Annotated in this window: 9 protein-coding genes; 7 read left to right on the forward strand and 2 right to left on the reverse strand. The window is 68.5% G+C overall.

Annotated elements, in window-relative coordinates; all coding sequences use genetic code 11:
• Positions 1–1,830, reverse strand: coding sequence for a sensor domain-containing phosphodiesterase (locus tag ACWPN8_RS23740; protein ID WP_492242503.1), 1,830 nt, complete (start codon positions 1,828–1,830; stop codon positions 1–3).
• A 143-nt stretch (positions 1,831–1,973) separates the two neighbouring features.
• Positions 1,974–2,510 (reverse strand): GAF domain-containing protein, encoded by a 537-nt coding sequence (locus ACWPN8_RS23745; protein WP_109447658.1) that lies wholly within the window; start codon positions 2,508–2,510, stop codon positions 1,974–1,976.
• Between the two features lie 457 nt (positions 2,511–2,967).
• On the opposite strand from ACWPN8_RS23745, the gene ACWPN8_RS23750 reads away from it, so the two are divergent.
• The 7 genes from ACWPN8_RS23750 to iolE all read left to right on the forward strand — a co-directional run bounded on the left by ACWPN8_RS23750 (position 2,968) and on the right by iolE (position 13,089).
• On the forward strand, positions 2,968–4,110 hold the full coding sequence (locus tag ACWPN8_RS23750; protein WP_492242504.1) for an HlyD family secretion protein: 1,143 nt from the start codon (positions 2,968–2,970) through the stop codon (positions 4,108–4,110).
• Complete coding sequence (locus ACWPN8_RS23755) at positions 4,107–5,693, forward strand: DHA2 family efflux MFS transporter permease subunit (RefSeq protein ID WP_492242505.1); 1,587 nt, start codon at positions 4,107–4,109, stop codon at positions 5,691–5,693. The genes ACWPN8_RS23750 and ACWPN8_RS23755 overlap by 4 nt, the downstream gene beginning before the upstream one ends.
• Positions 5,694–5,785: 92 nt before the next feature.
• The gene (locus tag ACWPN8_RS23760) at positions 5,786–6,814 is read left to right on the forward strand and encodes a LacI family DNA-binding transcriptional regulator (protein WP_109447662.1); all 1,029 of its coding nucleotides are present in this window, start codon (positions 5,786–5,788) and stop codon (positions 6,812–6,814) included.
• A gap of 381 nt (positions 6,815–7,195) precedes the next feature.
• Positions 7,196–8,206, forward strand: a complete 1,011-nt coding sequence (locus ACWPN8_RS23765) for a Gfo/Idh/MocA family protein (RefSeq protein WP_492242506.1) — start codon at positions 7,196–7,198, stop codon at positions 8,204–8,206.
• An 85-nt stretch (positions 8,207–8,291) separates the two neighbouring features.
• Entirely contained in the window at positions 8,292–10,235 is a 1,944-nt protein-coding gene (locus tag ACWPN8_RS23770) for a bifunctional 5-dehydro-2-deoxygluconokinase/5-dehydro-2-deoxyphosphogluconate aldolase (protein WP_492242507.1), read from the forward strand.
• Positions 10,236–10,295: 60 nt separating this feature from the next.
• Positions 10,296–12,143, forward strand: a complete 1,848-nt coding sequence (iolD, locus tag ACWPN8_RS23775) for a 3D-(3,5/4)-trihydroxycyclohexane-1,2-dione acylhydrolase (decyclizing) (protein WP_492242508.1) — start codon at positions 10,296–10,298, stop codon at positions 12,141–12,143.
• A 55-nt stretch (positions 12,144–12,198) separates the two neighbouring features.
• Entirely contained in the window at positions 12,199–13,089 is an 891-nt protein-coding gene (iolE, locus tag ACWPN8_RS23780; protein WP_492242509.1) for a myo-inosose-2 dehydratase, read from the forward strand.
• The last annotated feature ends 4 nt before the right edge of the window (positions 13,090–13,093 follow it).

Below are 13,093 nucleotides of genomic sequence, written 5' to 3' on the forward strand. Positions count from 1 at the left end.
TCAGACCTGTATGGCGGCGGGGCGGAAGGCGCCCGCCGCCAGCCAGTCTTCGAAGGCCGCCGGTGCCAGCGGCCGGGAGATCAGATAGCCCTGGCCGAAGTCGCAGCCGTGCAGGCGCAGCCAGTCATAGGCCTCGGCCGTCTCCACCCCTTCGGCGATGACCAGATAGCCCAGGTCATGGGCAAGGTCGATGGTCGAGCGGACCATGATCTGGTCGCTGCGCTCATCGGCGATGGAACGGATGAAGCGCTGGTCGATCTTCACCGCCGTCGCCGGGATATCCTTCAGATAGGACAGGGCGCTCTGGCCGGTGCCGAAATCGTCGATCTCCACCTCGATGCCCAGGCGGCGCAGGCGGAGGAGCTGGCGGTCGACCTCCGCCCGGTCGGTCATCAGGGCGCTTTCCGTCACCTCGAAATCGATCCAGTCCGCCTGCACGTCGTGGCGCGCCAGCAGGGCTTCAACCCGGTCGGTGAAGTCGCCGCTGCCGAGATCCAGCATCGAGATGTTGATCGACACCGGCAGGTCGATGCCGCGCTGGCGCCAGTGCACCACCTGCGTCAGGACGGCACCGATCACCCATTCGGTCAGAGGGCGCACCAGCGCCGTGCGTTCGGCCAGCGGCACGAACTCGGCGGGCGAGATCGGTCCCAGTTCCGGGTGGGTCCAGCGCAGCAGCGCCTCCGCCCCGATGCAGCGGTCGGTGCGCAGATCCACCTTGGGCTGATAGGCCATGTGCAGCTGGCCGTGTCCGTCCATCGCCTCGGTCAGGCTGCGCAGCAGCAGGAAGGCGCGGTGGGCGGCACGGTCCTGCTCCTCGTCATAGGCGCACCAGGGCTTCTGCGTCTCCAGCGACTGGTGGGCGGCGCTGGTGGCGGCCCGCAGCAGCTCCACGCTTTCCACGGGGCTTTCCGCCGCGATGTCCGACCGGTGCACGAAGCCGATGCCGGAGGACGTGGCGATCGGCACGCCCTGATACTGGAAGGGGCTGCGCACCGCAGCGCTGATGCGGTCCAGCGTGGCGGCCAGATCGCCGTCGCCATCGGACAGCAGGATGAAGGCGAATCGGGCCGGCGACAGGTGATAGAGCCGCGTGCGGTCCGGCAGGCAGGCGGCGATGCGGCGGGCGCAATCGACCTCGAACGCGTCGGCGCAGACCTGCCCCAGCACCCGGGTCAGTTCGGCATATTGCTGGGACGCCGCGGCATCGATCACCACCGCCGTCCCCGGCAGCGTGGCGGGGTCGTCCGCCAGGGCGTCGGCGTCTGCCAGGAAACGGAAGCGGTTCGACAGCGAGGTGACCGGATGCAGGTAGCCGACGGCGCGCCGCGCCTCGATATGCGCCATCGTCATCGCCGACAGGTCGCGCAGCGCCTCCTCCTCCTCCGGCGTCAGCGGCGGGCGCGGCTGGTCGTCGATCACGCAGATGGTGCCGAGCGCCAGCCCGTCCGCCGTGCGCAGCGGGGCGCCGGCATAGAAGCGGATGTTGGGATCGCCGGTCACCAGCGGGTTGTCGGCGAAGCGTTCGTCCTGCCGGGCGTCGCCGACCACGAGCAGGGCCTCGGAGTCGAGCGCGTGGGCGCAGAAGGCATATTCGCGCGGCGTCTCCTGCACCGGCAGTCCGACCCGCGACTTGAACCACTGGCGGTCGCGGTCGACCAGCGAGATGAGCGCCACCGGTACCTTCAGCAGCTTGGCGGCCAGACGCGTGATCTGGTCGAAGGCCGCCTCGGCCGGCGTGTCGAGCAGTTCGTACCGCTGGAGCATCGCCAGCCGATCCTCTTCACGGACCGGAACCGGCGGCAGGCGCTTCGCCTTTGCGGGCGTCATCTCGGTGGTCATCCTGTTCCGGGCACTGTCGTCTTCAATAGTTCCAGCGCCGAACTTGCCGTCAAGTTCGGAGAAACGCCAATGAGAATGGTGCAATGCGGCATGGACTCAATCGTCGATCTCCAGCCCAGCTTCCCGCCGTCCTATCGCCGTTCAATCGCCGCCAGCGCCGTCACGGTCAGTTGTGCCAGCACCATGCGGTCCACCATGCCGAAACTGCGCGGCGCCGTGTCGATCAGGCAGACGGAGCCAAGCGCCAGCCCCTGCCGGTTGATGATCGGGGCGCCGGCATAAAAGCGGATGTACGGTTCGCCCAGCACCAGCGGGTTGTGCTGGAAACGCGGGTCGCGGGCGGCGTCCTCGACCACCATCGGCAGGCTCTGGCGGATGGTGAAGTCGCAGAAGGCGACGTCGCGCGGCGTTTCCTGGACGGCCAAGCCGCGGCGCGCCTTGAACCATTGCCGGTCGGCGTCCAGCAGCGACATCAGCGCGATGGGCACGCGGAAATGATCGCAGGCCCAGGAGACCAGATCGTCGAAAGCGGGTTCCGGCTCGCTGTCCAGCAGCCCGGTGCGGCGCAGCGCCTCCAGCCTCGCCGCCTCGTCATCGACCGGGACGGCGCCGCGGCCGACGCTCTGCGGGACGGCCCCGCTCGCGATGGTCTCCTTCAAAAGCGTCATGGGCTGGGCTCCGCGGTCATGTTGGATGGTTGGCTCCCCGGCGATGGCGCAATTCTGTCAAGAGACAAATAATTCGCCCGACCGGCAAATATGATTATTGAGGAGATTCGGTTAAGAACTCCTTCTTTTTACGCATGGGACGAATCCTGGATCTGTTGGCTTTCATATTATTTCAGAAGGCATAGTCATATCCGACGTTATGATTGTCTAATGGACCGCTGCCGCCCGACCCTTGTTGCGGTTCGCGCCGTCCGGCCCCGACCATCGACCTGTGGCATGGCTGTTCTGCGGATGCGTCCGCCGGCTTTCTGCCAAGCCCGTGCAACGATCGGGTGGTTCCGGTGTTTCGCGCTGGGGAGCGGGGACGCTCTCCCACGACAGGGAGCGGGGACGCTCCCGCGCGGCAACGACCGGGCCCTTGCTGATCGCCCGGCATTTCGGTCAGGAGCGTCATACCATGCCGGACGACCAGCATCGCAGGGACGTCGTCGATCTCACCGGACAGGAGGCGGACGGCCAAGCCGGGCGCAGCGAGCGCGGACAGCCGGCCGCGGGCGATGATCGCAAGAAGCCGGGCTTCATCCGCCGTCACCCGGTTGCAATCCTCGCCGGGCTGGTGGCGGTCGCCCTGCTGGCGGTGGCCGGCTACATCTATTGGCAGCGCAACATCCACCCCTACGAGTCGACCGACGATGCCTTCGTCGACACCCGCCAGTTCCCGGTGGCGGCGAAGGTGGGCGGCTATGTGACGGAGGTGGCGGTCGGCGACAACCGGCATGTCAATGCCGGCGACCTGCTGTTCCGCATCGACACGCGCGACTACCAGACGGCGCTGGATCAGGCGCAGGCGCAGATCGACTCCGCCCAGGCGGCGATCACCGGCTACGACGCCCAGATCGACGCCCAGCGTGCCCAGATCGAGCAAGCCAAGGCGGAGGTCTCGCAGGCCGAGGCCGCCGTCGGCTTCGCCAAGGAGGATGCGGCGCGCTACCGCGACCTGCAATCCCGCGGTGCCGGAACGGTGCAGCAGGCGCAGCAGTCCACCGCCACCCTGCAGGAACAGCAGGGCAAGCTGACCAGCGCCAACGCCGCGGTGATCGCCGCCGAACGGCAGGTCGGGGCGCTCCAGGCGCAGCGGACCAGCGCCGTCGCCGATCTGGCGCGGGCGAAGGCGCAACTGGCCCAGGCCCAGTTGAACCTGTCCTACACCGCCGTTACCGCCGCACAGCCCGGCCGGGTGGTGCAGCTGAGCGGGGCGGTCGGCCAGTTCGCCCAGGCTGGCCAGAGCCTCGCCATCTTCGTCCCCGACGACATCTGGGTCACCGCCAACTTCAAGGAAACCCAGATCACCGACATGCGGCCGGGCCAACCGGTGGACATCAAGATCGACGCCTATCCCGGCCGCAAGGTCACCGGCCATGTCGACAGCGTGCAGCCGGGCTCCGGCACCGCCTTTTCCCTGCTGCCGGCCGAGAACGCCACCGGCAACTATGTGAAGGTGGTGCAGCGCATTCCCGTGAAGATCGTCGTCGACCAATGGCCGGACGGCGTCTCCATCGGTCCCGGCATGTCGGTGGTGCCGCGGGTGACGGTGCGATGAGCGCCGCCGCGGAAGGTGCCGGCGGCTTCGATGCCTCGCAGAGTGCCGCCGGCGGCCGCAACCCCTGGCTGATCGCCGTGGTGGTCTCCATCGCCACCTTCATGGAGGTGCTGGACACCACCATCGCCAACGTCGCCTTGCGCTACATCTCCGGCACGCTGGCGGTCAGCGCCGACGAGGCGTCGTGGGTCGTCACCTCGTATCTGGTGGCGAACGCCATCGTGCTGACGGCCAGCAGCTTCATCGCCAAGCGCTATGGCCGCAAGCGCTTCTATCTGGCCTGCCTCGGGCTGTTCACCGTCAGCTCGCTGGCCTGCGGCTTCGCCTGGAATCTGGAATCGCTCCTGCTGTTCCGGGTGCTCCAGGGCTTCGCCGGCGGCGGCATGGTGCCGATTTCGCAGTCGATCCTGGCCGACAGCTTCCCGCCGGCCAAGCGCGGGCAGGCCTTCGCCATCTTCGGCATCGCCGTGGTGGTGGCGCCGGTGGTCGGGCCGACGCTGGGCGGCTGGCTGTCCGACAACCTGTCCTGGCACTGGTGCTTCCTGATCAACGGGCCGGTCGGGGTGATGGCCTTCGCGCTGGTCAGCTTCCTGGTGCAGGAACCGAAATCCGCCATCGAGGAACGGCAGCGGCTGAAGCGCCGGGGCATCCGCATGGATGTGATCGGCTTCCTGCTGGTGGCGACCTTCCTCGGCTCGCTAGAGGTGGTGCTCGACCGCGGCCAGACCGACGACTGGTTCGCGTCGGGTTTCATCATCACCTTCGCCGTCATCTGCGTGGCGTCCTTCTGCCTGATGATCCCGTGGGAGATGACGCGGGAGAACCCGATCCTCGACCTGCGGATGGTGGCGACGCGGCAGTTCGGCTCCTGCTTCCTGGTGATGATGGCGACCGGCGCCATCCTGATCGCCACGACGCAGTTCCTGCCGGAGCTTCTCCAGCAATATTACGGCTTCACCGCCACCTGGGCCGGACTTGCCCTGTCGCCGGGCGGCATGGTGACCATGGTGATGATGCTGGTCGTCGGCAGGCTGGCCGGGCGCATCCAGCCGAAATACCTGATCGCCACCGGCGCCACCATCGTGGCGCTGGCGATGTGGGACCTGACACGGCTGAACCCGGACTCCACCTTCTGGTTCTTCGCCTGGTCGCGCATCTATATCGGCATCGGCCTGCCGCTGATCTTCATCCCGATCACCACGGCGTCCTATGACGGCATCCCGCGCGACAAGACCGACCAGGCCTCGGCCCTCATCAACGTCGCGCGCAATGTCGGCGGCTCCATCGGAGTGTCGATCGCCCAGAATGTGCTGGCCTTCCGCGAGCAGTTCCACCACAGCCGGCTGGCCGAGCATATCGTGCCGTCCAACCCGGCCTATCAGCGGACCATGGAGCAGGCGACCAACTACTTCTCCATGGCCGGCGGCGAGGCCGGAGCGCGGGAACGGGCGATGGCCTTCATCGGCCAGCAGGTGCAGATGCAGACCGCCTACTGGTCCTACATCGACGTGTTCTTCGCGCTGATGCTGATCTCCGCCTCGGCGGTGCCGCTCGCTCTGATCCTGCGCAACGTCAAGCGCTGACCGGCAGGCGCCCGTGCAAGGGTCTCTCATTCCCTCATGCTTCGTGATAGACAGCGCCGGTTCCCGCCCGTGACCGGATGAGGTCTCCACCCATGAAGCGCCCGACGATTTCCGACCTCGCCAAGGCGGCGGGCGTCAGCGTCGCCACCATCGACCGGCTGCTGAACGGCAGGCACCCCGTGCGGGAGGAGACCGCCCGCCGCATCTTCGAGGCGGCGACAGACATCGGCTTCCACGGCGCCAACGCCATCCGCCAGCGTACCCTGGCCCAGCAGCCCGACTATCATCTCGGCTTCATCCTTCAAAAGGAGCGTCACGCCTTCTATCAGGAGTTCGCGGCGCGGATCGAGGAGGTGGCGCGCAGCCATCCCGACCGCCGGCTGCGCGCCACCATCCGCTTCGTCCAGTCGACATCCCCGGCAGAACTCGCCGAGCTGATCCGCGGCATGAAAGGGAAGGTGAGGGCGGTCGCTGTCACCGGCATCGACCATCACGACGCCACCGCCGCGGTGGCCGAACTGAAGGCCGCCGGCATCCCGACCTTCTCGCTGCTGTCCGACTTTGCCCAGGGCGTGCGGGAAGGTTACATCGGCACCAACAACCTGAAGGCCGGCCGCACCGCGGCGTGGCTGATGTCGAAGATTGCTCCGCGGCCGGGGCGCATCGCCGTCTTCATCGGCGCCTTCCGCTATCACGGCCATGCCCTGCGCGAGACCGGATTCCGCAGCTATTTCCGCGAGTTCGCGCCCGAATTCACCCTGATGGACAGCATCGTCAACGTCGAGACGCGCCAGCTGACCTACGAGGCGACGCTTGGCCTGCTGGACCGGCACGACGACGTGGTCGGCATCTATGTGGCGGGCGGCGGCATGGAGGGCGCCATCGCCGCATTGCGCGAGCTCCGCCGGCCGGACGAGGTGACCTGCATCGTCCACGAGCTGACGCCGGAATCGAGGCAGGCGCTGCTCGACCGCCATGTCTCGGTGGTGATGGCGACGCCGCTGCCGGCGCTCTGCGCCGACCTGATCGAGATGATGGTCCACAGCATCGAACACGGCATGGCGGAGAATCCCGGCCAGCGCTTCCTTCCCGCCCAACTGTGGACGCCGGAGAGCCTGTAGGGGAGGGCCTCCCAACGCCATGATGGAAAACCATCATGGTGTGCTGCAAATTCTCTCATGTTTGACGGCGATCCGGCCGGCTGGCGCGTTGACCGGACCGTGCGCGATGGTGAATGCTTCCCCTGCCAATCAAGAGCAGAAACGGCCGGGAGGAAGCGCGATGACGGATTCGGAACCCTAGAGTTTGGTTTTCCGTGTGATTCACGCTTCAAGCGATTCCGCTTGAAACGATCACACTCCAGCCATTTCCGGCGGCCCGCCAGCGGGCGGCCCCCCAAGAACCGAAAACCGCAATCGACCCCGGTGACCCGCCCGGGCGCGGCGCGCAGGACTGCGCGCGTGGCCCCGCTCGCCCACCGAACGACATGAGGCATTAAAACAATGACCGTCAGACTTGGCATCATCGGCACCGGCGCCATCGGCCGCGACCATGCCCGGCGCATCGAGCAGGTGCTGGCCGGCGGCAAGATCGTCGCCCTGACCGACGTCAACCGCGAGTCCGCCGAAGCGGTGCGGGCCGACATCGCCCCCGATGCCGAGATCTTTGAGACCGGCGAGGAGCTGATCGCCTCGCCGCTGGTCGATGCGGTTCTGGTCACCTCCTGGGGCGCCAGCCACGAGCAGTATGTGCTGGCTGCCATCGCCGCCGGGAAGCCCTGCTTCTGCGAAAAGCCGCTCGCCACCACCGCCGACGGCGCCAAGCGCATCGTCGATGCCGAGGTGGCGCACGGCAAACGTCTGGTCCAGGTCGGCTTCATGCGCCGCTATGATGCCGGCTACATCGCGCTGAAGGAGGCGGTGACCAGCCGCACCGGCGCGCCGATCATGGTCCATGCCGCCCACCGCAACCCGACGGTCCCCCAGCATTACGTCACGCCGATGGCGATCCACGACACGCTGATCCACGAGATCGACGTGTTCCGCTGGCTGCTGGACGACGATTACGTGTCCGCCCGCGTGATCTTCCCGCGCCGCGCCGCCCGCAGCCACGGCAAGCTGCGCGACCCGCAGGTCGTGCTGCTGGAGACGGCGAAGGGCGTCGTCATCGATGTCGAGATCTTCGTGAACTGCCACTATGGCTACGACATCCAGTGCGAGGTGGTGGGCGAGGACGGCATCGCCCGCCTGCCGGAACCGATGGCGGTGCAGATGCGCCTGAATGCCAGCCTGCAGAACCCGATCCTGACCGACTGGAAGGATCGTTTCATCGCCTCCTACGACGTGGAGCTTCAGGATTTCCTGAAGGCCGCCGCCCAGGGCACCGCCACCGGCCCGACCTGCTGGGACGGCTATGTCGCCGCCATCACGTCGGATGCCTGCGTCACCGCGCAGGAGCGCGAGGGCGAGGCCGTCGCCATCACGCTGCCCAGCCGTCCGGCGCTCTACAGCTGACGGCCGCCTGTCCGGCGCACGGGGCCACCGGTCCGTATCCATTGCCATCGCCAATCCGACGACCGGATTACAGCGGAGCTGACCCATGCCAACTCAACGCGGTCAAACCGAGCGCGAACTCGACGTCATTTCCATCGGCCGCTCCTCCGTCGACCTTTATGGCGAACAGGTCCGCGGCCGGCTGGAGGACATGCAGAGCTTCGCCAAATATGTCGGCGGCTGCCCCACCAACATCGCGGTCGGGACATCGCGCCTCGGCCTGCGCTCCGCCCTGCTGACCCGCGTCGGCGACGAGCATATGGGGCGCTTCATCCGCGAACAGCTGATCCGCGAAGGCGTCGACACCAGCTGCGTCGTCACCGACCCGGAACGGCTGACCGCCCTGGTCATCCTGGGCATCCGCGACAAGAAGACCTTCCCGCTGATCTTCTACCGCGAGAACTGCGCCGACATGGCGATCTGCGAAGAAGATGTCCGGGAAGCCTTCATCGCCTCTGCCAAGGCCGTGGTGGTCAGCGGCACCCATTTCTCCACCCCCACGACCGAAGCCGCCATGCGAAAGGCGATGCGGCTGGCTCGCGAGAACGGCACAAAGGTGGTTTTCGACATCGATTACCGCCCGGTGCTGTGGAAGCTGACCGGTCACGGGCTGGGGGAGGAGCGCTTCGTCGCCGACGGCGGCGTCAGCGCCCTGTTGCAGACCATCCTGCCCGCCTGCGACCTGATCGTCGGCACGGAAGAGGAGTTCCACATCGCCGGCGGCAGCACCGACACGCTGGCGGCGCTGCGCCGGGTCCGCGAGCTGACCGGCGCGACGCTGGTGTGCAAGCGCGGCCCGATGGGCTGCGTCGTCTTCCCCGCTGCCATTCCCGACAGCCTGGAGCAGGGCATCCGCGGCCCCGGCTTCCCGGTCGAGGTCTACAATGTGCTGGGGGCCGGCGACGCCTTCATGTCGGGCTTCCTGCGCGGCTGGCTGCGCGACCATCCGCTGGAGGAGTGCTGCGCCTTCGCCAACGCCTGCGGCGCCTTCGCGGTGTCGCGCCACGGCTGCGCCCCCGCCATCCCGACTTGGACGGAGCTGTCCTATTTCATCGAGAACGGCAGCCCGACGCCGCGGCTGCGCGAGGATGCCCGGCTGTCGCACATCCACTGGGCGACCACGCGGCGCCGCGACTGGCCGGAGGTGATGGCCTTCGCCATCGACCACCGCGCCCAGCTGGAGGCGATGGCGGCGCGGCTGGGCGCCGACCCGGCGCGCATCGCAGCCTTCAAGCTGCTGGCCCTACAGGCGGCCCAACAGGCGGCACGGCAGGCCTGCGACGGCCGCGACGGCTTCGGCATGCTGCTGGACGGCATCCACGGCCAGGACGCGCTGGATGCCTTGACCGGGACCGGCGCCTGGATCGGCCGCCCGGTGGAACTGCCGGGGTCGCGTCCCCTGCGCTTCGAGGGCGGCCCCGACATCGCCGTGACCATCCGCGAATGGCCGGCCGAGCATGTGGTGAAGTGCCTCGCCTTCTACCACCCGGACGACGAGGAGGCGCTGCGCACCGAGCAGGAGCGCCAGATCCAGACCCTGTTCGCCGCCTGCCGCGCCACCAACCACGAGCTTCTGCTGGAGATCATCCCGCCGCGCGGCATGCCGGCCGGCGACGACACGATTTCCCGTGCGCTGGAGCGCGTCTACGGGCTTGGCGTCCATCCCGACTGGTGGAAGCTGCCGGCGCCGGCCAGCCAGGGGGCCTGGAACAGCATTGCCGGCACCATCGACCGGCATGACCCGCTGTGCCGCGGCGTGCTGATCCTCGGCCTCGATGCGCCGGAGGAGGAGCTGAAGGCCGGGCTGGCGCTGGCCACCCGCCAGCCGGTCTGCAAGGGCTTCGCCGTCGGCCGCACCCTGTTCGGCGCCGCCGCCGAGGCGTGGCTGGCCGGCAGCATCGACGACGCGGCGGCGGTCGCGGCGATGGAGGCCGCCTATGGCCGGCTGATCGCCTTCTGGCAGGAACAGCGCAGCCGCCACGCCGCCTGATCCTCGAACCGTCGCCAAAAACAACAGGGGCCGGACTGGCCCCGCCAGGGAGAAGCCATCATGGACAGCGTGCGCCTAACCGTCGCCCAGGCCGTCGTCCGCTATCTCAGCGCCCAGTATGTCGAGATCGACGGCCGGGAACTGCCGCTGTTCGCCGGTGTCTGGGCGATCTTCGGCCACGGCAACGTGGCGGGCATGGGCGAGGCGCTGCATGCCGCCCGCGATGTTCTGCCGACCTACCGCGCCCACAACGAGCAGGGGATGGCGCATGCCGCCATCGCCTATGCCAAGGCGCAAGGGCGCCGCCGCATGATGGCCTGCACCACCTCCATCGGGCCGGGTGCCGTCAACATGGTGACGGCGGCGGCGCTGGCCCATGTCAACCGCCTGCCGGTGCTGCTTCTGCCGGGTGACGTCTTCGCCACCCGCGCCCCCGACCCGGTGTTGCAGCAGGTCGAGCGGTTCGAGGACGCCACCGTCAGCGCCAACGACTGCTTCCGCCCGGTGTCGCGCTTCTGGGACCGCATCACCCGCCCCGAACAGCTGATCCCCAGCCTGCGCCGCGCCCTCCAGGTGCTGACCGACCCGGTGGAGTGCGGGCCGGTGACGCTCTGCCTGCCGCAGGACGTGCAGGCCGAAGCCCATGACTTCCCGGTCTCCGTCTTCGAGCGCACCGTCCGCCGCACCCGCCGTCCGGAGCCCGACCGCGACGAGCTGGCCGCGGTGACAGAGGCCCTGCGCACCGCACAGAAGCCGCTGATCGTCGCCGGCGGCGGCGTGTTCTACAGCGGCGCCTGCGACGCGCTGGCCGACTTCGCCAAGCGTCGGGGCATCCCGGTGGCGGAGACCCAGGCCGGCAAGGGCGCCCTGGTCTGGGACCATCCCTGCAACGTCTGCGCCATCGGCGTCACCGGCTCCAGCGCCGCCAACGAGCTGGCGGCGGAGGCCGATCTGGTGCTGGCGGTCGGCACCCGGCTCGCCGACTTCACCACCGCCTCCTGGACGGTCTTCGCCAACCGCGGCGCCCGTCTCGCCGGGCTGAACGTCGCCGCCTTCGATGCGGTGAAGGGCGACGCCCTGCCGCTGGTCGCCGACGCGGCGCGCGGGCTGGCCGCCCTCGACGCCGGGCTCGGCGACTGGTCGGCGCCGTTGTCCTGGCAGGCTTTGGCGCAGGAGCGCACGGCGGTGTGGACCCGCATCGTCGACCGGGTGACCGCCGACGCCGGGCTTGACCTGCCGACCGACGCCCAGGTGCTGGGGGCGGTCAACCGCGCCGCCGGCAGGGACGGCACCATCGTCTGCGCCGCCGGCGGCCTGCCGGGCGAACTGCACAAGCTGTGGCGCAGCGGCCGGCCCGGCGGCTACCACCTCGAATACGGCTTCTCCTGCATGGGCTACGAGATCGCCGGCGGGCTCGGCGTCAAGATGGCCTGCCCGGACCGCGAGACCTTCGTCATGGTCGGCGACGGCAGCTACATGATGCTGAATTCCGAGCTGGCCGTGTCGGTGGCGATGAAGCGCAAGCTGATCGTCGTCCTGCTCGACAACCGCGGCTATGGCTGCATCAACCGCTTGCAGAACGCCTGCGGCGGCGCCCCCTTCAACAATTTGCTGCGCGACACCCATTACGAGACCGAGACCCTGCCCGACATCGACTTCGCCGCCCATCTGCGCGCGCTGGGTGCCGTGACCGAGAAAGTGACGGGTGTTGCCGCGCTGGAACAGGCGCTGGAGCGCGCCAAGGAATCCCCCGTCACCTACGCCATCGTCATCGACACCGACCCGCTGCCCTCCACCCAGGAAGGCGGGGCGTGGTGGGACGTGCCGGTGCCGGAACTCTCGACCCGTCCCGAGGTCGCGGCGGCGCGTGAACGCTACGTCGCCAACAAGGCCCGCCAGCGCCGTTGACCGCGCCCCTCTTCCCCAATTCCACCATCTTCTTCCGTCTTGGGAGCATCCGATCATGACCGTTCGTCTCGGCGTCAATCCGATCGCCTGGAGCAACGACGATATGCTTGAGCTGGGCGGGGCGACGCCGCTGGAGCAGTGCCTCGCCGAAGGGCGCGAGGCCGGCTTCCAGGGCTTCGAGCTTGGCAACAAATTCCCGCGCGACGCCGCCGTGCTGCGCCCGATCCTCGACGGCTACGGCCTGTCGCTGGTGTCCGGCTGGTACAGCGCCGGCCTGCTGGAGCGCAGCGTCGCCGAGGAGATCGAGGCGGTGCAGCCGCACCTGCAATTGCTGAAGGCGATGGGCTGCCCGGTGATGGTGGTGGCCGAGACCACCGGCTGCGTCCATGGCGCCTGCGGCACGCCGCTGTCCCAACGCCCGACGCTGGAGTCCGGCCAGTGGGCGGAGTTCGGCCGCCGCATGGCGGAGTTCGGCGATTACCTGCGCGACCAGGGCACGCCGCTCGCCTACCACTACCACATGGGCACGGTGGTGGAGACGCCCGACGAGATCGACCGCTTCGCCGAGGTCACCGGCGACAGCGTCGGCATCCTGCTCGACACCGGCCATTTGACCTTCGCCGGCGGCAATCCGCTGGATCTGATCGCCAAATGGGGCCGCCGCATCAACCACGTCCATTGCAAGGACGTGCGCGCCGACGTGCTGACGCGGGCCAAGGCGACCGACAGCAGCTTCCTTGATGCCGTCATCGACGGGGTGTTCACCGTGCCGGGCGACGGCTGCGTCGATTTCCCCGCCGTGCTGAAGGCATTGAAGGACGCGGACTATCGCGGCCAGTGGCTGGTGATCGAGGCGGAACAGGACCCCGCCAAGGCCCATCCCCTGACCTACGTCACCAAGGGCCGCCGGCATCTGAGCGCGCTCGTAACAGAATACGGCCTGTGAGCAT

Source organism: Azospirillum sp. UENF 112521 (genome assembly GCF_058780665.1).